This is a genomic window from Terrabacter sp. 2RAF25 (genome assembly GCF_052115265.1).
GTDB lineage: Bacteria > Actinomycetota > Actinomycetes > Actinomycetales > Dermatophilaceae > Terrabacter.
Genome location: NZ_JBFRGJ010000001.1, coordinates 81,096 through 105,249, shown reverse-complemented (window position 1 = coordinate 105,249; position 24,154 = coordinate 81,096). Strand labels below are relative to the sequence as shown.

At 70.1% G+C, this 24,154-nt stretch carries 23 protein-coding genes; 6 read left to right on the top strand and 17 right to left on the bottom strand.

From position 1 onward, the window contains the following. Nucleotides 1-4: 4 nt before the first annotated feature. Nucleotides 5-436, bottom strand: a complete 432-nt coding sequence (locus AB4091_RS00535) for a CBS domain-containing protein (RefSeq protein ID WP_442289780.1) — start codon at nt 434-436, stop codon at nt 5-7. Between the two features lie 209 nt (nt 437-645). Between AB4091_RS00535 and AB4091_RS00530 the strand changes: the two genes are divergently transcribed. Both AB4091_RS00530 and otsB read left to right on the top strand, forming a co-directional pair. After that, entirely contained in the window at nt 646-2,181 is a 1,536-nt protein-coding gene (locus AB4091_RS00530) for an alpha,alpha-trehalose-phosphate synthase (UDP-forming) (RefSeq protein ID WP_442289779.1), read from the top strand. After that, entirely contained in the window at nt 2,178-2,981 is an 804-nt protein-coding gene (otsB, locus tag AB4091_RS00525) for a trehalose-phosphatase (protein WP_442289778.1), read from the top strand. The genes AB4091_RS00530 and otsB overlap by 4 nt, the downstream gene beginning before the upstream one ends. Before the next feature lie 107 nt (nt 2,982-3,088). Here the strand turns inward: otsB and AB4091_RS00520 are convergent, their stop codons facing one another. From AB4091_RS00520 to AB4091_RS00500, 5 genes are all read right to left on the bottom strand, one after another. Further along, on the bottom strand, nt 3,089-4,102 hold the full coding sequence (locus AB4091_RS00520) for a LacI family DNA-binding transcriptional regulator (RefSeq protein WP_442289777.1): 1,014 nt from the start codon (nt 4,100-4,102) through the stop codon (nt 3,089-3,091). Between the two features lies 1 nt (nt 4,103). After that, entirely contained in the window at nt 4,104-5,990 is a 1,887-nt protein-coding gene (locus tag AB4091_RS00515) for a glycoside hydrolase family 13 protein (RefSeq protein ID WP_442289776.1), read from the bottom strand. After that, nucleotides 5,987-6,931, bottom strand: a complete 945-nt coding sequence (locus AB4091_RS00510) for a sugar ABC transporter permease (RefSeq protein ID WP_442289775.1) — start codon at nt 6,929-6,931, stop codon at nt 5,987-5,989. Before AB4091_RS00510 ends, AB4091_RS00515 begins: the two co-directional genes overlap by 4 nt. After that, a complete protein-coding gene (locus AB4091_RS00505; RefSeq protein WP_442289774.1) occupies nt 6,931-8,472 on the bottom strand; it encodes an ABC transporter permease subunit in 1,542 nt (513 codons plus the stop codon). Before AB4091_RS00505 ends, AB4091_RS00510 begins: the two co-directional genes overlap by 1 nt. 178 nt (nt 8,473-8,650) lie before the next feature. Beyond that, nucleotides 8,651-9,976, bottom strand: coding sequence for a sugar ABC transporter substrate-binding protein (locus tag AB4091_RS00500; RefSeq protein WP_442289773.1), 1,326 nt, complete (start codon nt 9,974-9,976; stop codon nt 8,651-8,653). 272 nt (nt 9,977-10,248) lie between these two features. Here AB4091_RS00500 and AB4091_RS00495 point away from each other — a divergent pair, with 272 nt between their 5' ends. The 3 genes from AB4091_RS00495 to AB4091_RS00485 all read left to right on the top strand — a co-directional run bounded on the left by AB4091_RS00495 (nt 10,249) and on the right by AB4091_RS00485 (nt 13,376). After that, nucleotides 10,249-11,352: an ABC transporter ATP-binding protein gene (locus tag AB4091_RS00495; protein WP_442289772.1), complete on the top strand. Its 1,104-nt coding sequence runs from the start codon at nt 10,249-10,251 to the stop codon at nt 11,350-11,352. 123 nt (nt 11,353-11,475) lie between these two features. Next, nucleotides 11,476-12,135 (top strand): Pr6Pr family membrane protein, encoded by a 660-nt coding sequence (locus tag AB4091_RS00490; protein ID WP_442289771.1) that lies wholly within the window; start codon nt 11,476-11,478, stop codon nt 12,133-12,135. Beyond that, a complete protein-coding gene (locus AB4091_RS00485) occupies nt 12,132-13,376 on the top strand; it encodes a DUF4032 domain-containing protein (RefSeq protein WP_442289770.1) in 1,245 nt (414 codons plus the stop codon). The genes AB4091_RS00490 and AB4091_RS00485 overlap by 4 nt, the downstream gene beginning before the upstream one ends. Nucleotides 13,377-13,444: 68 nt before the next feature. On the opposite strand, the gene AB4091_RS00480 is transcribed toward AB4091_RS00485, so the two are convergent. From AB4091_RS00480 to cysS, 4 genes are all read right to left on the bottom strand, one after another. Continuing rightward, complete coding sequence (locus AB4091_RS00480) at nt 13,445-13,951, bottom strand: vitamin K epoxide reductase family protein (protein ID WP_442289769.1); 507 nt, start codon at nt 13,949-13,951, stop codon at nt 13,445-13,447. A gap of 6 nt (nt 13,952-13,957) precedes the next feature. Next, nucleotides 13,958-14,818, bottom strand: a complete 861-nt coding sequence (locus tag AB4091_RS00475) for a DUF929 family protein (protein ID WP_442289768.1) — start codon at nt 14,816-14,818, stop codon at nt 13,958-13,960. 236 nt (nt 14,819-15,054) lie between these two features. Further along, nucleotides 15,055-16,026, bottom strand: a complete 972-nt coding sequence (gene rlmB, locus AB4091_RS00470) for a 23S rRNA (guanosine(2251)-2'-O)-methyltransferase RlmB (RefSeq protein WP_442289767.1) — start codon at nt 16,024-16,026, stop codon at nt 15,055-15,057. Between the two features lies 1 nt (nt 16,027). Next, complete coding sequence (gene cysS, locus AB4091_RS00465) at nt 16,028-17,521, bottom strand: cysteine--tRNA ligase (protein ID WP_442289766.1); 1,494 nt, start codon at nt 17,519-17,521, stop codon at nt 16,028-16,030. A 118-nt stretch (nt 17,522-17,639) separates the two neighbouring features. On the opposite strand from cysS, the gene AB4091_RS00460 reads away from it, so the two are divergent. Beyond that, nucleotides 17,640-18,416 (top strand): hypothetical protein, encoded by a 777-nt coding sequence (locus AB4091_RS00460; protein WP_442289765.1) that lies wholly within the window; start codon nt 17,640-17,642, stop codon nt 18,414-18,416. A 227-nt stretch (nt 18,417-18,643) separates the two neighbouring features. Here the strand turns inward: AB4091_RS00460 and AB4091_RS00455 are convergent, their stop codons facing one another. The 7 genes from AB4091_RS00455 to AB4091_RS00425 form a co-directional block, all read right to left on the bottom strand. Beyond that, a complete protein-coding gene (locus tag AB4091_RS00455) occupies nt 18,644-19,270 on the bottom strand; it encodes an MBL fold metallo-hydrolase (RefSeq protein WP_442289764.1) in 627 nt (208 codons plus the stop codon). 44 nt (nt 19,271-19,314) lie between these two features. Beyond that, nucleotides 19,315-20,397, bottom strand: a complete 1,083-nt coding sequence (locus tag AB4091_RS00450; protein ID WP_442289763.1) for an S-(hydroxymethyl)mycothiol dehydrogenase — start codon at nt 20,395-20,397, stop codon at nt 19,315-19,317. Between the two features lie 255 nt (nt 20,398-20,652). Continuing rightward, nucleotides 20,653-21,213 (bottom strand): hypothetical protein, encoded by a 561-nt coding sequence (locus tag AB4091_RS00445; RefSeq protein WP_442289762.1) that lies wholly within the window; start codon nt 21,211-21,213, stop codon nt 20,653-20,655. 100 nt (nt 21,214-21,313) lie between these two features. Then, complete coding sequence (gene ispF / locus AB4091_RS00440) at nt 21,314-21,808, bottom strand: 2-C-methyl-D-erythritol 2,4-cyclodiphosphate synthase (protein WP_442289761.1); 495 nt, start codon at nt 21,806-21,808, stop codon at nt 21,314-21,316. Beyond that, nucleotides 21,808-22,602 carry an SDR family NAD(P)-dependent oxidoreductase gene (locus AB4091_RS00435; RefSeq protein ID WP_442289760.1) on the bottom strand — a complete coding sequence of 265 codons (795 nt, stop codon included), beginning with the start codon at nt 22,600-22,602 and terminating at the stop codon, nt 21,808-21,810. The genes ispF and AB4091_RS00435 overlap by 1 nt, the downstream gene beginning before the upstream one ends. A gap of 97 nt (nt 22,603-22,699) precedes the next feature. Continuing rightward, on the bottom strand, nt 22,700-23,401 hold the full coding sequence (gene ispD, locus AB4091_RS00430; RefSeq protein WP_442289759.1) for a 2-C-methyl-D-erythritol 4-phosphate cytidylyltransferase: 702 nt from the start codon (nt 23,399-23,401) through the stop codon (nt 22,700-22,702). 14 nt (nt 23,402-23,415) lie between these two features. Further along, nucleotides 23,416-23,898: a CarD family transcriptional regulator gene (locus AB4091_RS00425; protein ID WP_030199704.1), complete on the bottom strand. Its 483-nt coding sequence runs from the start codon at nt 23,896-23,898 to the stop codon at nt 23,416-23,418. Nucleotides 23,899-24,154: the final 256 nt, after the last annotated feature.

Genomic DNA, 24,154 nt, shown 5'->3' with positions numbered 1-24,154 from the left:
GACCTCAGCTGGTGATGTAGTCGCGCAGCTGGTCGCGCTCGGACTGCAGCTCGGAGAGCCGGTGCTTGACGATGTCGCCGATGCTGACGATCGCCGCGAGGCGCCCGTCGGCGTCGACGATGGGCACGTGGCGAACCCGCATCTCGGTCATCGTGCCGGCGAGGTCGGCGATGTTGTCGGTCGCCTGTCCGGTGGTGACCTCGCTCGTCATGATCTGCGAGACGGGCGCCTCGAGGATGCTCGGGCCGGTGCCGTGCAGGTGTCGCACGATGTCGCGTTCGCTGACGATGCCGTCGACGGACCCGCCGTCGGTGCTCACGACCACGGCGCCGATGCGGTGCTCGTCGAGCAGGGCGAGCAGCGTCGCCACCGTCTCATCGGGCTTGATGGTGATGACCTCGCTGCCCTTGTTGCGCAGCACGTCGGAAATCTTCACGGCGACTCCTTCACCTCGGCGCGGTGCCCTCGGCGGCTCGGATCTGCTCCGCCAGAGATGCCCTGACTTGACCCTAGAACGGGACCGGACCGGGCGCCACCGTTCCCTCGTTAGAGTGAGACCGATCGCAGTCCGCTCCGCCTCCGGCCCGCCTTGGGAGGGCCGCGCGGACCGGGATCCGTCCCCCTCGAACCGCAGGAGCTGATTGGGTGCCCTCCGAACGTCCGACCTTCGACCTCGTCATCGCGGCGAACCGACTGCCTGTCGACAAGGTCGTCACCGACGACGGAGAGGTCGAGTGGCGCCGCAGCCCGGGCGGCCTCGTCACCGCCATGGAGTCCGTCATGCGCAGCCAGCCCGGAGCCTGGGTCGGGTGGGCGGGCGACGCGGGCGAGGCGCCCGAGCCGTTCGACGAGAACGGCATCCACCTGCACCCGGTCGCCCTCTCGGCCGAGGAGGTGCGCGACTACTACGAGGGGTTCTCCAACGACACCCTGTGGCCGATCTACCACGACGTCATCGTGCCGGCGACCTTCCACCGCGAGTGGTGGGCTGCCTACCGCGCCGTCAACGAGCGGTTCGCCCATGCCATCGCCGCGGTGGCCGGCGAGGGCGCCCGGGTCTGGGTGCAGGACTACCAGCTGCAGCTCGTCCCGGCCCTGCTGCGCAAGCTGCGCCCCGACGTGCGCATCGGCTGGTTCAACCACATCCCGTTCCCGCCCGTCGAGCTCTTCGCCCAGCTGCCCTGGCGGGCACAGCTGCTCGAGGGCCTGCTCGGCGCCGACTTCCTCGGCTTCCAGCGGCAGGCCGACGCCCGCAACTTCGTGCGCGCCTGCCGTCAGCTGCTCGGCGCCCCGACGAAGCGCGACCGGGTCACCGTCGAGGGGGCGCAGCGCCAGGTCCGGGCCGCGGCCATCCCGATCTCGGTCGACTTCCAGGGCCTCGAGCAGCTCGCCGAGCGGCCCGACGTCATGGCCCGCGCCCGCGAGATCCGCGAGAGCCTCGGCAACCCGAAGGTGCTCATGCTCGGCGTCGACCGGCTCGACTACACCAAGGGCATCCGGCACCGGCTCAAGGCCTACGAGGAGCTGCTCGTCGAGCGGCGGATCGGGCCGCCCGACGTCACCCTCGTCCAGGTGGCGACGCCGAGCCGCGAGCGCGTCGACGCCTACCGCAAGCTCAAGAGCGAGATCGAGCAGACCGTCGGCCGCATCAACGGCGAGCTCGGCCAGATCGGCGCCCCCGCCGTGCACTACCTGCACCACTCCTACCCGCGGGAGGAGATGGCGGCGCTGTTCCAGGCGGCCGACGTCATGCTCGTGACGCCTTTGCGCGACGGCATGAACCTCGTCGCCAAGGAGTACGTCACGTGCCGCCACGACCTCGGCGGGGCCCTCGTCCTCTCGGAGTTCACCGGCGCCTGGCACGAGCTGCACCAGGCCTTCGCGTGCAACCCGCACGACATCGAGGGGCTCAAGCAGACCATCCTGCGCGCCATCAACACCCCCACCAAGGACAAGCAGCGCATCATGAAGGCGCTGCGCCGTCGCGTCGCCGACCACGACGTCCAGCGGTGGGCGGCCCGCTATCTCGCGGCCCTGGCCGCGGCGCCGGAGCTCCCCCAGCCCGAGCCGCGCAACCCACCGACCCCGCACGCGGAGGAGACACCCCTGATGCCCTCACCGAGTGAGCAGTCAGGCGCCGCAGGGCGGTCCGGATCGTCACGCAGCGGGTCCGGCTCGTGAGCGTCGAGACTCCCGGCGCCGAGGTGCTGCAGCGCGCAGCCGGTGCGTCCACGCTGCTCGTCGCGACCGACTTCGACGGGGTGCTCGCACCCTTCGAGTCCGACCCCATGGACGCCGCCCCGCTGCCCGGCACCATCGACACTCTCCGCACCCTGGCGGCGCTCCCCCACGTCCACGTCGCCGTCGTGTCCGGGCGCGACCTCGAGACGCTCCGCTCCCTGACCGGGCTGCGACCCGACGAGGAGATCGTCCTCATCGGCAGCCACGGCGCAGAGTCGTCGAGTTCGGCCGTCCGCGAGGCGATGGAGGCCGCCGCGGTCACGCCCGACGACGAGGTGACCCTCGCCGAGCTCCGTTCCGACATCGAGACGCTCGTCAAGGAGGCGCACCCCGAGGCCGGCATCGAGTACAAGTCCGCGGCCGTCGTCGTCCACGTCCGCGGGGTGCCGCGCGAGGTCGGCGACGCAGCGATCGCCGACGCACGCCGGGTCGCGCTCGACCACCCGGGCGTCAAGGTGCTCAAGGGCAAGTCGGTGCTCGAGCTGTCGGTCTCGCACGCCGACAAGGGTTCTGCGGTCACGGCGCTCGGTCGCCACGTCGGCGCCACGTCGCGCGTCTACCTCGGCGACGACGTCACCGACGAGGACGCCTTCATGCGGATGACCCGCCCCGAGGACGTCACGGTCAAGGTCGGCACCGGCTCCACGGCGGCGCGCTACCGCGTCGACGACGAGGCAGCGGTCGCCGAGCTGCTCGCCGAGCTCTGCCGGCTGGCCTCAGCCGCCCACGTCGCCGGCTGACCACCCGACGGCGCCGTCCGGCATACGCACGCGGTGTGGGCGCCACGGCCCTCGAACCGTCGCGCTGACCGAGGGCTGGTGCCGGCGCGCGGCGTCGCCGAGCGAGCTCAGTGGCGCCGGACGGCGCCCGTCGACCCGCGGACGACAAGCTCGGGACGGAAGACGTACTCCGCTCTGGGAGAAGGCTGCCCGGCGATCTCGTCGAGGAGCGCCCGCACCGTCGCGGCGCTCATCGCGTTCACGCTCTGGCGCACCGTGGTCAGCGGCGGGTCGGTGAAGGCGATGAGGGTCGAGTCGTCGTAGCCGACGACCGAGAAGTCGCGCGGCACGCTGAGGCCGCGCTTGCGGGCCTCGCGGATCGCACCGAGGGCCATGAGGTCCGAGCCGCAGACGACGGCCGTTGCGCCTCGGTCGAGCAGTCGACCGGCCGCGGACGCTCCGCCCTCGACGCTGAAGAGCGAGCGCTCGATCAGGTCGTCGACGTCGGAGCGTCCCGTCAACTCCTGCATCGAGTGCCGGAACCCGGTGATCTTGCGGATGACCGGGACGTACCGGTCGGGTCCCACGGCCAGGCCGATCTCGCGGTGGCCGAGGCTGACGAGGTGCTCGAGGGCGAGCCCCATCGAGGCGACGTCGTCGTTGCTGATGAAGGGCGCGTCGACCCCCTCGATGTAGCCGTTGACGAGCACGAGCGGCAGGTTGCGGTCGCGCAGGGCGATGTAGCGGTCGGGGTCGGTGGTCGTGTCGGCGTGCAGCCCGGAGATGAAGATGATGCCGGCGACACCGCGCTCGAGCAGCATCTGGACGTAGTCGTCCTCGTGCACACCGCCGGCGACCTGCGTGCACAGCACCGGCGTGTAGCCGTTCTGCGCGAGGGAGTTCTCGATGATCTGCGCGAACGCCGGGAAGATGGGGTTCGTCAGCTCGGGGACGATCAGTCCCACGAGCCCGGCGCTCTTGCGCCGCAAGCGGCTCGGCCGGTCGTAGCCGAGCACGTCGAGAGCCGTCAGCACCGCTTGGCGAGTGGACTCGGCCACCCCCGGCTTGCCGTTGAGCACTCGCGACACGGTGGCCTCTGACACGCTCGCCTGGTCGGCGATGTCTCGCAGTCGTGCCTTCACGTCACCTCCCCCTTCGTCGCACGTGGCGTGCCCCGTCATCGGCGGGGCGCCAGGTCCAGATGCCGACGCTCGGGCCCGTGGCGCTCAGTGTGACAGCACGCTTGCCGATCCTCGGGCGAAGTCCGTATACCGGTGCGCCGGACTCGATCCCGGCGAGGTGGCGCGGGTCGAGGACGACCGGGTCGTGTGCTGCGCGGGTGACGTGCACGAGGGCGACCTCGTCGAGCGTCTCGCGCAGGTAGATCATGGCGTCGCCCTCGGCGTGCACCCAGCGAAGACCACCGTGACGCAGCGCGACGGAGCGTTGGCGGGCGGCGATCAGGCGCCTGTAGACGTCGAGCGTCATCGTGTCCCAGTCCCTCTCGTCCCACGGCATCGGACGGCGACCGTCCTCGCCGAAGGTGCCTTCCATGCCGATCTCGTCGCCGTAGGTGAGCATCGGCATCGACGGGAAGGTGAACAGCAGGCCCGCTGCCACCTCGACGGACTCCGGGCCGACGAGGGTGCGGATGCGGGGCACGTCGTGCGAGCCGACGAGGTTGAACGAGTGGACGAGCGACTGCCACGCGATGCGCGACGTGAAGTCGCGCATCGTCTCGGCGACGGAACCCGCGTCGAGCAGTGGCAGCGGGACCGGGGCACCGAGGAAGCGCGGGTCCTTGGGCTCCTGACGCAGCCACGTCCACGCCGGCTTGCAGAAGCCGGCGTAGTTCATGACCCCGTGCCAGCCGTCGCCGGGCATGTCGGGGGTGTAGTCGTGGAAGTGCTCCCCCACGAGGAGGGCATCGGGCGCGACCTTGCCCATGACGTCGCGCATCTGGCGGGCGACGTCGTGGTTGACGTCGGTGGCGCGCCAACGGCCGGTCATGTTCGCGACGTCGACGCGCCAGCCGTCGAGGCCACCGGAGCGGCCGAGCCACTTGCGCACGACTCCCTGTGGGTTCTCGAAGATCCGGTGGCGCAGAGCGGCGTTGAGGTGGTTGAGCTTGGGCAGGGAGGGCACGCCGAGCCAGGCGACGTAGTTGCCGTCCTCCCAGATGTAGAAGTCACGCTCGGGGGCGTTCTTGCCACCCGGGCCGGCCGCCTTGAGGAACCACTCGTGGGCGTTGCCCGTGTGGTTGGTCGTGAAGTCGCCCATGACCTTCATGCCGCGCTCGTGCGCGGCCTTCGTCAGGCGACGCAGCGCCGGCGCCCCGCCGAGCAGCGGGTCGATCTGCTCGAACGACGACGCGTCGTAGCGGTGGTTGGACCGGGCCGGGAAGAAGGGCGTCATGTAGACGACGTCGACGCCGAGCGACTCGAGGTGGTCGAGGTGCTCGGTGATGCCGTCGAGGTCGCCGCCGTAGAGCTGGTGGGCGACCCCCCTCGGGCTGATGTCGACCGGGTCGGACCAGGTGGCTGGGATCGCCCAGTCGGGCGTCTCGCGCTTGTCGGCGCCCTTCGAGCGGGCGAAGCGGTCGGGGAAGATCTGGTAGACGACCGCGCCGAGCGCCCACTCCGGCGGCGGCGAGTCGTGGGCGACGATGCGGAAGTCGCTCGCGTCGGGAACGTCGCGGTGGTGCACACCGGTGCCGTTGAGCCACGCGTACTTCGTCGGGCCGCCCGTGAGCAGGAAGCGGTAGTGGCTGATGGGGTTGTGGCAGGTCAGGGTCGCGCGCCACCAGTCGTCGCTCGCCGTGGTGCGCACCTTCTTGGCGACCGTGAACGTCGCCTCACCGTCGGGCGCGGTCCGCACGTGGACGGCGTCGACCTCGGCCTCGGTCGGGACGCGTACGAGTACGTCGACGCGGTCACCGAGACGGGGGGCCTGGTTGGAGACGTATCGCCCCGACCCGTCGTGGTGCGGCTGGCTCAGCCACGTGTCGCGGCGGGTCGGGGCAGGGCTCACTTGACGGATCCGGTGGTGAGTCCGCCGACGAGCTGCTTCTGGAAGGCCAGGTAGAGGAGCATGACCGGGATGGAGCCGAGCAGGGCGCCGGCGGCGAACGGACCGAAGAGCTCGTTCGCGTTGTTGCCGAGGGTCATGCCGTAGAGGCCCACGCCGAGCGTCTGCGTCTCGACGTCGGTGAGGAAGACGCTGGCGAGCATGAACTCGCCGTAGAGGCCGACGAAGACGAGCATGAACACGGTGACGAGGATCGGCATGACGAGGCGCAGCGTCATCGTGAAGAAGATGCGGGCGTGGCTCGCGCCGTCGACGATCGCCGCCTCGTCGAGCTCGCGGGGCACCGTGTCGAAGTAGCCCTTGAGCAGCCAGACGTTGGCACCGAGTGCGCCGCCGAGGTAGGCGAGGATCAGGCCGGTCAGGGTGTTGAGGCCGAAGGACGGCAGGGCGTCACCGATGCCCGCGAAGATGATGTACATCGCGACGATGGCGAGCAGGGCCGGGAAGAACGTCGTCAGCAGCAGGAACATCATGCCGCCGCGCCGCCCCTTGAACCGCAGGCGGGAGAAGGCGTATGCCGCACAGGCGCCGATGAACACCGCGCCGATCGCCCCGACGAACGAGATGATCATCGAGTTCTTGTACCAGCTCCAGAACGGCCGCGAGCTGTCGCTGAACAGCGTGGTGAAGTTCGCCGTCGAGAAGCCCGACGGCCACAGGCTCGCCGTGTTCAGCGTGCCGCTGGGGTTCGTCGCGGCCGACCAGATGAAGAGGATCGGGAAGAGCGCCCATGCCAGGGCGACGAGGCCGAGGACGTGACGCCACCACACGCTGCCGCCGAGCCCCGCCCGCTTGGGCGACGCCGGCGTGCCGCTACGGGTCTCGGACTCGACACGCGTCTCGAGACGAGGGTCGGTGGGGACGGGAGCGTTGACGGTGGACATCAGTTGACCTCCTCGAGGGCCTTCGTGCGCCGGAAGCCCGGGATGCTCATGAGCGCCACGAGCAGGAAGATCACGACCGAGACCGCAGCCGCGAAGCCGTAGTTGGGTGCGGTGCCCGAGAAGGCCAGGCGGTATGCGTACGTGATGAGAAGGTCGCTCGACCCGATCGAGGTGTCGGCGCCGTTGAACGGACCGCCCTTGGTCAGCAGGTAGATGAGACCGAAGTTGTTGAAGTTGAAGGCGAACGACGCGAGCAGCAGGGGCCCGACGGCCACGAGCAGCAGCGGCATGATGATCGACCGGAGGGTGCGGAAGGCGTTGGCGCCGTCGATGGTCGCCGCCTCACGCACGTCCTGCGGGATCGACTGCAGCGCACCGGTGCACACGATGAACATGTAGGGGAAGCCCAGCCACAGGTTCGTGATGAGGATCGCGGCCTTGGCCCCCAGGTCGGTGCCGAGCCAGTCGATGCCGAGCCCGAGCGTCTGGTTGATGATGCCGTAGTCCTGGTTGAACATGCCCTTCCACACCAGCGCCGTGACGAAGCCGGGCAACGCGTACGGGAGGATCAGGAGCGAGCGGTAGATGCTCTTCCCACGCAGCTTCGGGTCGTTGAAGAGCAGGGCGATCAGCATTCCGAGCAGGAACGTCGACAGCACGGACACGACCGCGAAGACCACGTTCCAGATGAAGATCTTGATGAAGCCGCTGCGGATCGTGTCGTCGGTGAGGATGCGGGTGTAGTTCGACAGGCCGATGTTCTCCTTCCAGCCCTGGGGGAAGGACTGGGTGGCGTCAGCGGTGTTGACCCATCGGGCGTCACGCGGCTCGTAGACCTTCGGTGGCTGGGTGGAGGTGTCGGTGAGGCGGTCGGCCTTGGCGTCGTAGCTGACCGTCGACTTGCCCTCGAAGGCCTCGGAGAGTCCGACCGGCTTGATGCCGCCACCGTCGCTCGTGGGGACGGCCAGGGTCTGGAGGTCCTTGCGGGCGTTGACCTGCCTCGCGTTGAGGATCGTGAAGCCGGGCGCCTTCGTGATCTTGCCGACCGGCGTCTTCTCGACGCCGGCAGGGTCGAGCGTCTTGAGCCCCTCCCTGTCACCGACGAACGTCGAGCCGTCTGGCTTGGTCAGCAGCAGGACGAGGTCGCCCGTGTCGGCGCTGGCGCCCTCCTTGGTCGCGACCGACATCTTGTAGCGCGGCGTGTTGGGCACCTCGCGCACCGACTGGGCGATGATGTCTGTGACCGACTGCTCCTTGGTGTTGAGGTGACCGTCGCCGTAGTTCGTCAGCGACAGGTTCGCCGTGTAGATCACCGGGAAGAGCTGGAAGAGGGCCATGAAGACCAGGCCCGGCACGAGGTACTTGAGCGGGACGGCGCGGCGGGTCGCGTAGACCGCGAGGACGGCCATCCCCACCATGCCCGCGATGATCACTGCCGGCAGGTTGCCGGCCGCGGCGAGCTTGGCGGCGATCCACAGGATGCCGGCCAGCGTCGCGACGATGAGGACCCACTTGATCGTGAGCGCGATGGGCTTGGTCATGTCACACGTCCTTTTGCGCCGAGCCGGCGCCGTTGCCGTAGGTGCACGGAGGGGTGGAGAAGCGCGAGCTCAGCGTCTCGGGACTCCGGGTGGCCTGGACCGGGCCGCGCCGGCTGGGCCGGGACTCCGGGGTCCGCCAGAACGGCAGACCCCGGAGTCCCTTTCAGATCAAGGGAGCTCAGCCCTTGGCGATGTTGGCCGCGATCTCCTTGGCCGCAGCGTCGAGACGCTCCTTGGCCCCGGCCTTGCCGGAGATGATGTCAGCGGTCGCCTGGCCGAAGGGGCCCCAGACCGAGTTCATCGCCGGGATGTTCGGCATCGGCTTGCCGCCCGTGCCGGCCTCGTACCAGGCCTTGACGTCGGGGTCGGTGGCCGAGACCTCGTCGTAGGCCTCCTTGAGGGCCGGCGGACGCTTGCCGACCTCGAAGAGCGCCAGCTGGACGTCCTTGCGCGGGATGTAGTTCGTGACGAACTCCTGCGCGAGGGCGGCGTTCTTGGCCTTGCTCGAGACGTAGAACATCTGCACGCCGAGGAACGGCTGCATGGCGCCGCCACCGGCGAGGCTCGGCAGCGGGGCGATGCCGTAGTTGATGCCGGCGGCCTTGGCCTTGGCGACGCTCCACGGGCCGCTGATCATGAACGGGGCGGCCTTCGAGTCGAAGATCGCGTCCTGGTTCGTGTCGTCGACGTTGGTCGAGAGGACCTTCTGCTTGCCGAGGGCCGCGAGGGCCTCGCCACCCTTGACCGAGCCGGCGCTGTTGACGAGCAGCTTGTTCGGGTCGTAGTCGCCGTTGGCCTTCGTGGCGAAGATGCCGCCCTCGGGGAAGGCCGCGAGGTACGGGTAGGCGAAGTACGCGTTGCCGACCTTGGAGACGAACTGGGACATGACCTGCTTGGCCTTGCCCTCCTTGACGAGCTTCTCGCCCGTGGAGACGAGCTCGTCCATGGTCTTCGGCGCGTTCGGGACGAGGTCCTTGTTGTACATCAGGCCGATGTTCTCGACGGCGTAGGGCACGCCGTAGCTCTGGCCGTTGAACTTCGTCGCCGCGATGGCGCTCGGCAGGAACTTGGCGGCCACGTCGGCCGAGAGGTTGACCGGGGCGACCGTCGAGTTCTGGACGAGCTCACCGAGCCAGTCGTGCGCGCCGACGATCACGTCGGGGCCCTTGCCGACCTTGGTGGCGTCCTTGAACTGGGTGCGGGTGTCGGTCGCGATCTGGACCTTGACCGTGATGCCGTTCTCGGAGGCGAACTGGTCGGCGTACTTCTGGACCGCCTTGGAGCGGTCGGCGTCCGTCCAGATGACGAGGTCGACGTTGGCGTCACGGACCGGAGCAGCGGTGCCGCTCGGCGTCTCCGGGGTGCCGGTCGTGGTGGCAGCAGCCTTGCTCGTGCCGGCGCCTCCGGTGTTGGACGGGGTGGTGGGGCTGGACCCACCGCAGGCGCTGAGGGCCAGGGCGGCAACACCCGTGACGGCAACAGCGCCGAGCGCACGCTTGTGCATGGATTCTCCTTTGAAGCCAGGTGGCACACGCCGCCACCGGTTTGTGCCACGGACCTTAGCAAGAATTTGCAGGGTTCTGGAACAACCCTTGCAGCAACTTTTTGCAACGTTCTGGACACATCCCAAGCGCCGGTCCCAGGCCCCCCGTCGGACGAGGGGTGGTCAAGGCGGGCGGCATGGGACATGATGACGATGCCTGCTCACCCGGGTAGGCACACCTTTACAACGGATCGTCCGGCACGTTCCTGCCGGTGAAGGAAGGCAATGAAGCCATGGCAACTGTGACGTTCGACAACGCGACGAGGCAGTACCCCGGGAACCCGATTCCCTCCGTCGACAAGCTCAACATCGACATCGCGGACGGGGAGTTCCTCGTCCTCGTCGGTCCCTCCGGGTGTGGCAAGTCCACGTCCCTGCGCATGCTCGCCGGCCTCGAGGAGGTCAACGGCGGACGCATCCTCATCGGCGACCGCGACGTGACGAACCTGTCCCCCAAGGACCGCGACGTCGCGATGGTCTTCCAGAACTACGCGCTCTACCCGCACATGTCGGTCGCCGACAACATGGGCTTCGCCCTGAAGATCGCCGGCGTCGACAAGGCCGAGATCCGCAAGCGCGTCGAGGAGGCCGCCAAGATCCTCGACCTGACGCCGTACCTCGACCGCAAGCCGAAGGCGCTCTCGGGTGGCCAGCGCCAGCGCGTCGCCATGGGCCGCGCCATCGTCCGCTCGCCCCAGGTGTTCCTCATGGACGAGCCGCTCTCGAACCTCGACGCCAAGCTGCGCGTCCAGACGCGCACGCAGATCGCCTCGCTCCAGCGTCGCCTCGGCGTCACGACGGTCTACGTGACACACGACCAGGTCGAGGCCATGACGATGGGCGACCGCGTCGCCGTGCTCAAGGACGGCATCCTGCAGCAGTGCGACAGCCCGCGCCGGATGTACGACCACCCGGCCAACGTCTTCGTCGCCGGCTTCATCGGCTCGCCCGCCATGAACCTCATGAGCGTTCCCGTCACCGACGGCGGCGTCGACCTCCACGGCCACACCGTGCCGGTCTCGCGTGAGGACCTCGCCGGTGTGGGCAAGGACGTCACCCTCGGTGTCCGCCCGGAGGACCTCGAGCTCTCGTCCGACCAGTCCGGCATCCCGGTCACGGTTGACGTCGTCGAGGAGCTCGGTGCCGACGCCTACATCTACGGCTCGAGCGAGCAGAAGCTGCTCGAGGCCACCGGTGAGAACGCCGGCGTCGTCCCCTTCATCGCACGCGTCGACGGTCGTCGTCCGCCGGAGAAGGGCGAAAAGATCTACCTCAAGCCGAAGGCTGGCCACGTGCACGTCTTCAACTCCGAGTCGGGTCTGCGCGTCGGCGACTGACCGAAGCCTCACAACGTATGCCGCTGGGCCGGCACCCCGTGTGGGTGCCGGCCCAGCGTCGTTGCGGCGCAAGGCTGGACAGGATGCTGCGCGGCGCCCCTCCGTGGTCCTAGGCTCGCGCCTGTGACGAGAGCGGCGGTCGGGCGACACTGGCATCTGGCGACGTTCGTCGTCGTCTTGATCGCACTGGTGCTGCAGCTCGTCCTCGTGCTGCGCGGCGAGACGATCCTCGACTCGAGCGGAGTCACGACGTCGCGGCCCGAGCAGGTGCGACGGATGTTCAGCTACTTCACGATCCAGTCGAATCTCCTTGTCGCCGTAGCGATGTGGCTGGTCATCCGTGGGCGCACGGAGTCACAGGTCTTCCGAGTGGTGCGCCTGGCGTCGCTCGTCGGCATCACCGTGACGGGCATCGTCGCCTTCGTCGCACTCGCGCCGTCGTCGAACTACACGACGCTCAACCTGCTGTGTGATCGCCTGCTCCACATCGCGGTGCCGCTCTTGACCTTCATCGGCTGGGTCGCGTTCGGCCCGCGCGGCCACGTCACTCGCGCCGACGTGCTGCCCTCGCTCGCGTGGCCGGTCGTCTGGCTCGTCGCGACCCTGGGTCTCGGACCGGTCGTGCACTGGTACCCCTACCCGTTCATCGACGTCGACCGGATCGGCTACGGCTCGACGGTGCTGAACTGCGTCGGCATCGCCGTCCTGTTCCTCGCCCTCGCGACCCTCGCGCGCAGGGCCGATCGACGCCTGTCGCGCAGCCGTGCCACGATGACCGTGTGACCCTCGAGATCACCACCGCGCGACCTGAGTCCGCCCTGCTCGACCTGCCCTGGTCGACCCCGCTCGAGGAGTGGCCGGAGTCGTTCCTCGCCGCCCTCCCCCGCGGCATCTCCAGGCACGTCGTGCGTTTCGTCAAGCTCGGCCCACGTGTGCTGGCGGTCAAGGAGATCAAGGACGACATCGCCGACCGCGAGTACGCCATGCTGCGCAACCTGCGCCGGCTCGACGTGCCTTGCGTCGAGCCGTTCGGCGTCGTCCACGGCCGCACCACCGCCGACGGCGAGCCGCTCGACGCCTGCCTCATCACGCGCCACCTGCAGTTCTCGCTGCCCTACCGCGCGCTCTACAGCCAGAACCTGCGGCCCGACACGGCGGTGCGCCTCATGGACGCCCTCGCCCTCCTGCTCGTGCGCCTTCACCTCGAGGGCTTCTGGTGGGGCGACGTGTCGCTGTCGAACACCTTGTTCCGGCGCGACGCCGGCTCGTTCGCCGCCCACCTCGTCGACGCCGAGACCGGCGAGCTGCACGCCAGGCTCTCCGACGGCCAGCGCGAGCACGATCTCGACATCGCCCAGGTCAACATCGCCGGCGAGCTGATGGACCTCGACGCCGGCGGGTTCCTGGAGGAGGCGGCCGACCCGTTCGAGGTCGCTGCCTCGATCATCGAGCGCTACCACACGCTCTGGGACGCCCTCACGGGCACCGAGCGCTTCGAGGTCGGCGACCGGTGGCGCGTCGACGAGCGCATCCGGCGCCTCAACGAGCTCGGCTTCGACGTCGACGAGCTCTCGATCACCACCGACATCGGTGGCACCGAGATCGTCATCACCCCCAAGGTGGTCGACGCCGGCCACCACTCGCGCCGGCTGCTGCGCCTCACCGGCCTCGACGTCGGCGAGAACCAGGCGCGCCGCCTGCTCAACGACCTCGACGCGTACGCCGCCGCGACCGACCGTCAGGGCGACGACGAGGAGATCGTCGCCCACGACTGGCTCTCCCGGTGCTACGAGCCCGTGGTGCGCGCGGTCCCCCGCGACCTCAAGACCCGCCTCGAGCCGGCCGAGATCTTCCACGAGGTGCTCGAGCACCGCTGGTACATGAGCGAGAAGGCCGAGCACGACACGCCGATCGAGGAGGCCCTGCAGGACTACCTCGCGACCGTGCTGCCGGCCAAGCCCGAGGAGAAGTCGGTGCTCGGCGTCGACACGGAGGAGATGCCGGTCATCGGCCGGTTCGACTGAGCCACAGGCTCGCTCGAGGTGATCCGCGGCGACCCCGCGCGGCGGCATACCTCATCGCAGCGGTGGCGCTACGCAGGGTCGTCGGCAGGCCCGGAAAGGATCTGGCCGAAGAGCACGACGATCCAGAGCACGAACGTCACGACGTGGACCGCCGTGCACCACAGGCAGATCGAGTGGATGCGGTAGAGCTCGGCCCACACGAGGTAGAGCACCATGCCGAGGCCCACCGTGAGCCAGCCGAGGCGCGCCAGGTCGAGCCAGCGCTCGGGCCGGCGCCACACCGAGGGCAGGCAGAGCGCGAGCGTCACGACGAAGAAGACGAGCCCGAGCAGCGCCACCGGGATGCCCATGAAGGTGCTCCAGGCACTCGTCGTCACCTTGGCGCAGTCGACGATGCCGCCGATGCTGCAGGCGAGGGTCGCGTTGGCCGTGAAGTGCTCGAAGGTCAGGTAGGTCGAGACGAGCAGCCCCACGACCGAGAGCACCAGCGACACCGGCGCGAGCCAGGTCGGGCGCGCCCGAGAGGCGGCAGGCTCGGACCGTCCGGTGGTCACGTCGTCACGCAGCGAGCTCACCCGAGGTCACCGCTTGAGCAGCACGGACGCGGACTGCACGCCCTGGCTCGTGCAGACGTTGGCCGGCTGGCCCTTGGTCTGCGTGCAGATCTGCGCGGTGATCATGTTGATGGCCGGGGTGACCGTCTTGCCGATGTCGGAGGTCGGGTCCTGGATGCCGGCGATGATCTGGTCGTAGGTCTTTCCCTCGAAGGCGTTGGCGTCGACCGTCGCACCGTCGGTGGCGGTGGTGCCCCCGTAGGTGATCCACGGGATGCCCCCGCCGGGGTTGAACTTCTGGAACAGCGCGAGGTTGTCGCCGTCGAGCGTCTGGAGCGGCTTGCCCTCGCGGTCCTGCGTCTCGATCGCCTGGAAGGCCACGACGTTGCTCGTGAACGTCGCGTCCTTGAACGAGAACGTCGGGGTGTCGGGGTGCACGTCGGTGCTCGAGCTCGTCGTCTGCGTGATGCCGCTGAAGGTGCCGAAGCGGGACAGCGCTCCGATGAGGGCCCAGCGCTCCATCGCGCAGAACGGGCAGTACTCGGCGCCGATGTAGAGCACCTTGGGCTTGCCGTCCTGCGTGAGCGCCGTGCCGCCCTGCAGCTTGGCCGGCGCCTGGGACGGCGACGGCGACGGCGCCTTGTCGAAGAGGGTCGCCGGCAGCTTCTGCAGGGTGGCGAGTGCCGTGGCCCCTGCTCCGCCCGCCGAGGCGGCCGGCGCGTCCTTGGGACGGTTGGAGATGACGACGCCGAGGACCACGGCGATGACCACGACGACGACGGCCACCGACGCCGCGATGACCTGCGTGCGCTGGCGGTCCTTGCGGGCCGCCTCGGCGCGCAGCTTCGCTGCCCGGGCTGCCGTCTCTGCGCGGTTGCTCTTGGCCACGGGTCCGTCCTCTGTCTGTCCTGCTGCCGAACGCAGCAGCAATTGTTACTACATCTCGTAGTTGCCCAGCGACAACTCTACCGACGTCACAAGGACCAGCGTCGCAGGCCCTCGCGGAGTTCCCGGCGCACCTGAACCCCACCACGAACGGCGCGCCGGCCGCGCCGCTGCGCACGGTGCGCGTCCCGACCGACGCCCCCAGCACGTGTGCCGTCGGGCCGGGCGGGCGGCATACGTCAGCCGCGTCGCTGGCGGGCGATCTCGTAGAGCGTGACGCCTGTGGCGATCCCGGCGTTGAGCGACTCGACCGCCGAGCTCATCGGGATCGAGACGATCTGGTCGCAGGTCTCGCTGACGAGGCGCGAGAGCCCCTTGCCCTCCGAGCCGGTCACGATGACGAGCGGCTCGGTGGCGAGGGTGAGGTCGGGCAGCTCGACGTCACCGTCCATGTCGAGGCCGAGGATGAAGAAGCCGGCCTTCTTGAACTCCTCGAGCGCCCGGTTGAGGTTGCTCGCCTTGGCGACGGGCACGCGGGCGGCCGCCCCGGCCGACGTCTTCCACGCCGAGGCGGTCATGCCGACCGAGCGGCGCTCGGGCACGACGACACCGTGACCGCCGAACGCCGCGACCGACCGGATGATCGCGCCGAGGTTGCGCGGGTCGGTGATGCCGTCTAGAGCCACGATGAGCGGGATGCCCGGCATCTCGGGGTCGATGAGGTCGTTCGGGTGGGCGTAGTCGTAGGGCGGCACCTGAAGAGCCATGCCCTGGTGCACGCCGCCGTCGGTGAGCCGGTCGAGCTCGCCGCGGGGCGTCTCGAGGATGGCCAGGCCGCGCTCGTTCGCGAGCTTGAGGGCTTCCCGGACGCGGTCGTCGGTGTCGATGCGCGAGGCGAGGTACATCGTCGCCACGGGGATGTCGGCGCGCAGCGCCTCGACGACCGAGTTGCGGCCGTAGACCATCTCGCTCGAGCCCTTCGCCTTGCGCGCCGGCCGCGCGGGGCCGCGCCCACCGGACCCGCCCGCGCCGGAGCCGGTCCGCTTCGCCACGGCCCTGGCCCGCTTGTGCGCCGGGTGGTACTCGCGGTCGGCGGCCTTGGGCGTGGGCCCCTTGCCCTCGAGGCCGCGGCGACGCTGGCCGCCGGAACCGACGGTTGCGCCCTTGCCACCCTTGCGGATGGCGCCGCGCCGTTGGGAGTTGCCTGGCATGTCAGCCCTGTGCCTTCTCGGCCCCGTGGGCCGCGTTCGTGGGGTCGGGTGCGTCGGTTGCGGCGGCCCGCGCCGGGCGGGCGAGCGACCACTGGGCACCCGACTGGGTGTCGGTGATCTCGATGCCGACCGCGGTCAGCGTGTCGCGGATCTCGTCGGCGCGCTCGAAGTCGCGCTCCTGACGCGCCACCTGGCGGGCGTCGAGCTGGGCGCGCACGAGCGCGTCGAGCGCGAGCTCGGCGGCGGCGTCCTCGCGGCTGCCGCCGGAGCCCCAGTGGGCCGCGAGCGGGTTGACCCCGAGGACGTCGGTCATGGCGATGACCGCCGCAGCCGCCTCGACCGCGGCCTCGTCGTCGTCCTCGTCGAGGGCGCTGTTGCCGGCCCGCACCGTGTCGTGCACGACGGCGAGCGCACCGCTGACGCCGAGGTCGTCGTCCATCGAGGCGACGAACGCCTCGGGAAGCGCGTCGGCAGCGAGCGGCTCGATGGCGCCTCGCCGCGACGCGCGCTCGAGGAATCCCTCGATGCGCTCGACGGCGGCGGCTGCCTCGTCGAGGGAGCCGGGGTGGTACTCGATCATCGAGCGGTAGTGCGCGGCGGTGAGGTAGTAGCGCAGCACGATCGGTCGCGTCTGCTCGAGCAGGTGGCGCACCTCGAGGGCGTTGCCGAGCGACTTGCCCATCTTCTGGCCCTTGACCGTCACCCAGGCGTTGTGGAGCCAGTAGCGCGCGAAGCCGAGGCCTACCGCACGTGACTGCGCCTGCTCGTTCTCGTGGTGCGGGAAGCGCAGGTCGATGCCGCCGCCGTGGATGTCGAACTCGTCGCCGAGCCAACGGCGCGCCATGGCGGAGCACTCGAGGTGCCAGCCCGGGCGTCCGGTGCCGAACGGCGTCGGCCACGAGGCGCTCTCGGGCTCGTCGGCCTTGCGGCCCTTCCAGAGCGCGAAGTCGCGCGGGTCGCGCTTGCCGCGCGGGTCGGCGTCGTCGGCGCTGGCCATGTCGTCCAGCGACTGGCCCGTGAGCGAGCCGTACTCGGGCCACGACCGCACGTCGAAGTACACGTCGCCGCTGCCGTCGGGGGCGGCATACGCATGGCCCTTCTCGACGAGCGTCTCCATCAGCGTGATCATGTCGGGCACGTGGCCGGTGGCCCGCGGCTCGTATGTGGCGGGCTCGACGCCGAGTGCGTCGAGGGCCTGCGAGGTGAGCCGCTCGTTGCGGTAGGTGAGGGCGAACCAGTCCTCGCCCGCCTCGGCCGCCTTGCGCAGCACCTTGTCGTCGATGTCGGTCACGTTGCGCACCAGGGTCACGTCGTACCCGTGACCCGTCTCGAGCCAGCGGCGCAGCACGTCGAACGCGACGGCGAAACGGATGTGGCCGATGTGCGGCGCACCCTGCGTCGTGAGACCACAGATGTACATGCCGACCTTGCCCGCCTCGCGCGGCGTGAAGTCGCGCAGCTCCCGGGTAGCGGTGTCGAACAGTCGTAGGGTCACCCGCCGAAGTCTATCGGCGCGTCGCCGGGCACCCGACCACGCGCACCCGAGCACGTATGCCGTCCGGCCGGCATACGCCCTCGGCCTCCTCGGGCGTCCCCGCGGCTACGCTCGCGCCATGGCGGAACCGCGGCTGACGAGCTACGAGCGGCTCGACGGCTCCGAGGTGCGAGCCGTCATCACCTATCTGGGCGAGCGCATCGACACGTACCTGCCGCGGCATCCCGGGCTGCGTGCGGCGACCGTCGAGCTCGGCAAGGTCGTCGACGGCCTCCAGGAGCGGCGCCGGAGCGCGCCACGGCAACGCGCCGCGCTGGTGCTGGTCTCGCGGGTGCTCATCGGGGTCCTCGCCGCCGTGTCGCTCGTCGCGGTCGTGATCGCGGTCCGTGACGCGGTGGGCCGCGCCGGCAAGCTGGCCGCCTTTGAGTGGCTTCCCGTGCTCGAGAGCCTGATCAACGACCTCGTCTTCGCCGGCATCGCCATCTGGTTCCTGCTCTCGCTGGCCGACCGCGTGGTGCGCAACGACCTCATCCGGCGGCTGCACCGGCTGCGGTCGCTCGCGCACATCATCGACATGCACCAGATGAGCAAGGACCCCGCGCCGGTGCTCGGGCGCGCCGCCGCACCCGGTTCCCGCGAGGCCGAGGACGCCCAGGACGCCCAGGACTCAGCGCGCCTCAGCCCACGCACGATGTCGGCGCGCGACTACGGCCTCTACCTCGAGTACTGCTCCGAGCTGCTCTCGCTGACGTCCAAGGCGGCCGCCCTGTGCGCCGAGGAGTCGACCGACGCCCTGGTGCTCGACACGGTGAGCGAGATCGAGAACCTCACGACGGGGATGAGCCGCAAGATCTGGCAGAAGATCAGCCTCCTGCGCGAGACCCCACACACCTGAGCAGTGCCTTCTCCCCCCAATCGAAAGAACGCTCCGCCGCCTCTTCCCCAATCGAGAGAACGCTCCGCCGCCTCTCCCCCAATCGAGAGAACGCTCCGTCGCCTCTCCCCCAATCGAGAGAACGCTCCGCCGCCTCTTCCCCAATCGAGAGAACGCTCCGTCACGTGACGGAGCGTTCTTTCAATTTGGTATGCGGGCTCGCCGTCGGACGTCGGCCGGCGGGTGGGTCAGTGGCCGCGGCTGACCCACTCGTCGAGGTCGGGCGTCTCGGCGCCGATGGTCGTCGCGTCGCCGTGACCGGTGAGCACCAAGGTCTCCGGCGGCAGGGACAACAGCCGCTCACGGATGGAGTCGACGATGGTCGGGAAGTCGGAGAACGACCGGCCGGTCGCACCCGGACCGCCCTGGAACAGCGTGTCGCCCGTGAAGACGACGCCGAGGTCCGGCACGTGGAAGCAGCAGGCTCCGGGCGCGTGGCCCGGCGTGTGCAGCACGCGCAGCTCCACGTCGCCGACCTGCACGACGTCGCCGTCGGCGAGGTCCTGCGTCGGCTCGAGGTCCGGGTGGCTCTGGGCCCAGAGCACGCGGTCGTCCGGGTGCAGCGCGACCTTTGCCGCGGGGTGGGCTGCGAGCAGCTCGGGCACGACCGTGACGTGGTCGTCGTGCGCGTGGGTGAGCAACACGTGCGTCAGGCGCCGGTCGCCGACGAGGTCGAGGATGGGGCCGGCTTCGTGCGGGGCGTCGATGACGACGCACGAGTCGTCGTCACCGACGACCCACACGTTGTTCTCGACGTCCCACGTGCCGCCGTCGAGGCTGAAGGTTCCCGACGTCGTCGTGTGGTCGACGCACACCCCGCCAGGCGAGGGTTGGACCTGGTCTGCGGCACCGGCGGCGCTCACAGCTCGACGACCGATCGAAGCACCTCGCCGGCGTGCATCTTGTCGAACGCCGCCTCGATGTCGCCGAGGCCGATCCGCTCCGTGACGAACGCGTCGAGGTCGAAGCGCCCCTGCTTGTAGAGGTCGACGAGCATCGGGAAGTCACGGCTCGGCAGGCAGTCGCCGTACCAGCTCGACTTCAGCGCGCCGCCACGGCCGAAGATCTCGATCATCGGCAGGGTCACCTGCTTGTCGGGCGTGGGAACACCGACGAGGACGACCGTGCCGGCGAGATCTCTTGCGTAGAAAGCCTGCTCGTACGTCTCCGGCCGCCCGACCGCCTCGACGACGACGTCCGCGCCGTTGCCGCCGGTCAGGCCGCGGATCGCCTCGACCGGGTCGGTGTTCGCGCTGTTGACGGTGTGTGTCGCACCGAAGTGCTTGGCCTGCTCGAGCTTCCGGTCGTCGATGTCGACGGCGATGATGGTGGTCGCACCCGCGACCTTGGCCCCCGCGATGGCGGCGTTGCCCACGCCGCCGCAGCCGATGACGGCGATCGAGTCGCCGCGGCCGACCCCGCCGGTGTTGACGGCCGCGCCGAAGCCCGCCATGACGCCGCAGCCGAGCAGGCCCACTGCGGCCGCGTCTGCCTCGGGCACCTTCGTGCACTGGCCGGCGGCGACGAGCGTCTTCTCGATGAACGCGCCGATGCCGAGGGCAGGCGAGAGCTCGGTGCCGTCGGTGAGCGTCATCTTCTGCGTGGCGTTGTGCGTGTTGAAGCAGTACCAGGGCTTGCCCTTCGCGCAGGCCCGGCACTGCCCGCAGACGGCGCGCCAGTTGAGGATGACGAAGTCCCCCGGCGCCACCTCGGTGACCCCCTCGCCAACCGCCTCGACCGTGCCGGCCGCCTCGTGACCGAGCAGGAACGGGTAGTCGTCGTTGATGCCGCCCTCGCGGTAGTGAAGATCGGTGTGGCACACGCCGCACGTCTTGATCGCGACGACGGCTTCGCCCGGGCCGGGGTCGGGCACGACGATGTCGACGACCTCGACGTCGGCCCCCTTGGCACGGCTGATGACACCCTTCACGGTCTGCGGCATGACGGCTCCTTGTGCCTCGTCGGTTCGGTCTGCTCGATCCTGCCAAACGCCGAGATCGTCTCGACGAGCGGTGCCCGGGTGCAGCGTCGAGTGCTCAGTTTCCTGCGCCGGTATGCCGGTATGCCGGGATGCCGGGGGACGGACACCACGTCGTCCTCTCGAGTCGAGTGCCCAGTTTCCGACGTGCTTCGCGTGTGGGGAACTGGGCACTCGACTGTCTGCGTCGTTCGAGTGCGCAGTTGTCGTCTTCTCGGGTCAGCGACCGAGGTCCTCGCGGGTCGGGTCGGCGCCGTCGGCCATCTCGCGGTCGCGCCTTCGACGGACATCCCGGTCGTCGAGCCCGTCGTCCGCCTGGTCCCGTCGATCCCACTCGGGGTCGGCCCGGTCGGGCCCGCCCTGGCGCCGACGCATCGGCGCCTCGAGGCGGTTGGCGTCCTCGTCGAGACGGTGCCCCTGCTTGTCGGTGTCGATGTCGGGGTCGTGCAGGTCGGCCTCGCGCAGCCGCTCGTCGCGCGCCCGACGTACCTCCTCGGCGCCGCCGGCGCGATCCTGGGCCTCCGCGTCGAGGCGCTCGGCCTCCACCTGGGCGCGTTGCGCCTGGGCCCGGGCCATCTGCGAGCGCGCTTGCGCCTCGGTCGCGGCGGCCTCCCGCTCACGAAGGTCCTGGTCGTGCTCACGGGCCTCTTCGCGGATCCCCGCTGCCTGCTCCCGCTGTGCCTCGACCCGGTGGCCCCTGCCACGTGAGGCGACGAAGGCGATGACGGCGAGAACGACCACCGCCGCCACGACGATCCAGATGATGGTGCTGGTTTGCATGCCGACCTCCTCGGCGGACCACGCGTCGATGCGTTGTCCTACACCCACGGCGTACCCCGGTCGGGCCGACGTCAAGCGCCGACGCTCGGTTCGTGAGGGCTCAGGAGGTGCGGGCCAGCAGCACCAGTGCGGTCGCGATCGCCGCGACACCCTCGCCGCGGCCGGTGAGCCCGAGACCGTCGGTCGTCGTCCCGCTCACCGACACCGGAGCCCCTGCGGCGGCAGACAGCGCGGCCTCCGCCTCGGTGCGCCGTGCCCCGACCTTCGGCCGGTTGCCGACGACCTGCACCGAGATGTTGCCGATCTCGTAGCCGGCCTCGCGCACGAGCCGGGCCGCCTCCGTCAGTAGGGTCACCCCGGAGGCTCCGGCCAGCTCTGGCCGCGAGGTGCCGAAGTGGGCACCGAGGTCACCGATCCCGGCGGCGGAGAAGATCGCGTCGCACGCCGCGTGAGCGGCGACGTCGGCATCGGAGTGACCGTCGAGGCCACGCTCCCCCGGCCACCTCAGACCGGCGACCCAGAGCTCACGGTCGGAGCCTGCGGGGGCGTACGCGTGGACGTCCACGCCGACGCCGACGCGCGGGAGCGTGGTCATCAGGCCCGCTTCCAGTCGATCGGGCCCCGGTGCACCTTGTGCGGGGCAGCCTGGGCGACCGGCTTGATGACCATCGTGTCGATGTTGACGTGCTGGGGCAGGCCCACCACGAAGCCGACGCACTCCGCGACGTCGTCGGCCACGAGGGGCCGGTCGACGTTCTCGTAGACCTTGTCGGCGGCCGCCTGGTCGCCGTGCAGCCGGGTGAGCGAGAACTCCTCGGTGCGCACCATGCCGGGGCGGATGTCGATGACCCGGATGTTCTCGCCGTTGAGCTCGAGCCGGAGCGTCTCGGAGACCACCGACGTGCCATGCTTGGCTGCGACGTAGCCGGCGCCGCCCTCGTAGACGCGCTCGCCGGCGATCGAGCTGATGTCGACGATCGTGGCGCGGGCCGACCGGCGCAGCAGGGGCAGCACCGCCTGGGTCACGCGCAGCGTGCCCACGACGTTGGTGGAGAACATCCGTTCCCACTCCTCGGGGTCGCCGTCCTCCACACGGGTCACGCCGAGGGCACCGCCCGCGTTGTTGACGAGCACGTCGCAGCGGCCGAGGCCCGCGATGCCGGTCTCGACGGAGGCCGCGTCGATGACGTCCATGACAACGGCCCGCGCCGTCCCACCGGCGCCTTCGACGGCGGCCACGACCTCGTCGAGCTTCTCGCGACGGCGTCCCGCGACGACGACCTCGAAGCCGTCCGACGCGAGGCGGCGGGCGATGGCCGCGCCGATGCCGGTGCCGCCACCGGTGATGAGCGCGAGGGGTCGGGACTGGTCAGCGGTCTTCTCGGTCACGCTGCCGAGGATAGGCGCTCCCCGGTTCGAGGTATTCGCGCGGTCCAGAGGCCGCGCGAATACCTCGAACGGCGGGAGGCGGGAGTGGCGGCCGGCGTCAAAGAGTCTCGGCGAGGAGGCGCGTGGCGGTCTCGAGGTCGGCCGGTGTCGTCACCTTGAGCGCGCGGGGGTCGCCCTCGACGACGAGCACCCGCTCGCCGAGCCGCTCGACGAGCCCTGCGTCGTCGGTTGCGTCGCTCGAGACGGCGTGTGCCCGCTCGAGCACCTCGCGCCGAAACCCCTGCGGCGTCTGCACAGCCCGCAGCGCCGACCGGTCCGGCGTGCCGACGACGAAGCCGCCGGCATCGACCTGCTTGATCGTGTCGACCACCGCGGTGCCGGGCACGACCGCGGCAGATCCGCCCGCCACGGCGGCCACGACCCGGTCGAAGACCGCCACCGGCGTCAGGCACCGGGCCGCGTCGTGGACCAGCACGATCTCGACGGCCTCCCCCAGCACGGCCAGCCCGGCCGCCACGGAGTCGCCCCGCTCGGCCCCGCCGACGACGACGGTCACGGGCACCGACGACCCGAGCTCACGGCATACGCCCTCGGCGAGGACCTCCGCGTCACCGCGGTGCGCGGCAGGTGCCACGACGACCACCTCGGACGCCGTCGTACACGAGAGCACCCCCCGCAACGCGTGCCCGAGAAGGGGCACGCCCGCGAGGGGCACGAACGCCTTGGGAACCGAGGCCCCCAGACGTGAACCGGAGCCGGCCGCAACGACGATGACGCCGACGCGACCGGCTCCGGTCATGTGGTGTGAGCTGCTCAGGACGCGAGGACCTCGTCGAGGATGGTCTCGGCCTTCTCCTCGTCGGTCTTCTCCGCGAGCGCGAGCTCGGAGACGAGGATCTGGCGGGCCTTGGCCAGCATCCGCTTCTCGCCTGCCGACAGGCCGCGGTCCTGGTCACGACGCCAGAGGTCACGCACGACCTCGGCGACCTTGATGACGTCACCGGATGCGAGCTTCTCGAGGTTCGCCTTGTAGCGACGCGACCAGTTGGTCGGCTCCTCCGTGTGCGGGGTGCGCAGCACCTCGAACACGCGGTCCAGACCTTCCTGGCCCACGACGTCACGGACGCCCACGAGGTCGCAGTTCTCGGCTGGCACTTCGATCGTCAGGTCACCCTGGGCGACCTTCAGCTTGAGGTAGAGCTTGTCCTCTCCCTTGATCGTGCGTGTGTTGATCTCTTCGATGAGTGCAGCCCCGTGGTGGGGGTACACGACCGTCTCGCCGACCTTGAAAACCATCTGCTGTTTTCCCCTTTCGCGACCTCCAGATTATCACGATCCAGCGCCCATCGCGATTTCAGGATCCGGCATCATCGCAGGTCAGAGCCACAGTTCGAGCCCAGGACGTCATCCTCAGCGTCTTGACAGGTGGCTGGTTCTCGTGCATCGCGCGAGCCTCACGGCGACCCCTCGCCCCTTCCCGGAGACGGCCGACACCCGGCCACCGCGGCCGCCCCGAACCCGCCGCGGCGTGCGTCGGGCCCGTTGCGGCGGG

Coding starts and splice junctions, on each gene's coding strand:
- AB4091_RS00510 (WP_442289775.1), bottom strand. CDS start 6,931: ATGTCCACCGTCAACGCTCCCGTCCCCACCGACCCTCGTCTCGAGACG.
- AB4091_RS00505 (WP_442289774.1), bottom strand. CDS start 8,472: ATGACCAAGCCCATCGCGCTCACGATCAAGTGGGTCCTCATCGTCGCG.
- AB4091_RS00500 (WP_442289773.1), bottom strand. CDS start 9,976: ATGCACAAGCGTGCGCTCGGCGCTGTTGCCGTCACGGGTGTTGCCGCC.
- AB4091_RS00495 (WP_442289772.1), top strand. CDS start 10,249: ATGGCAACTGTGACGTTCGACAACGCGACGAGGCAGTACCCCGGGAAC.
- rlmB (WP_442289767.1), bottom strand. CDS start 16,026: ATGCCAGGCAACTCCCAACGGCGCGGCGCCATCCGCAAGGGTGGCAAG.
- AB4091_RS00460 (WP_442289765.1), top strand. CDS start 17,640: ATGGCGGAACCGCGGCTGACGAGCTACGAGCGGCTCGACGGCTCCGAG.
- AB4091_RS00450 (WP_442289763.1), bottom strand. CDS start 20,397: ATGCCGCAGACCGTGAAGGGTGTCATCAGCCGTGCCAAGGGGGCCGAC.
- AB4091_RS00445 (WP_442289762.1), bottom strand. CDS start 21,213: ATGCAAACCAGCACCATCATCTGGATCGTCGTGGCGGCGGTGGTCGTT.
- ispF (WP_442289761.1), bottom strand. CDS start 21,808: ATGACCACGCTCCCGCGCGTCGGCGTCGGCGTGGACGTCCACGCGTAC.
- ispD (WP_442289759.1), bottom strand. CDS start 23,401: ATGACCGGAGCCGGTCGCGTCGGCGTCATCGTCGTTGCGGCCGGCTCC.
- AB4091_RS00425 (WP_030199704.1), bottom strand. CDS start 23,898: ATGGTTTTCAAGGTCGGCGAGACGGTCGTGTACCCCCACCACGGGGCT.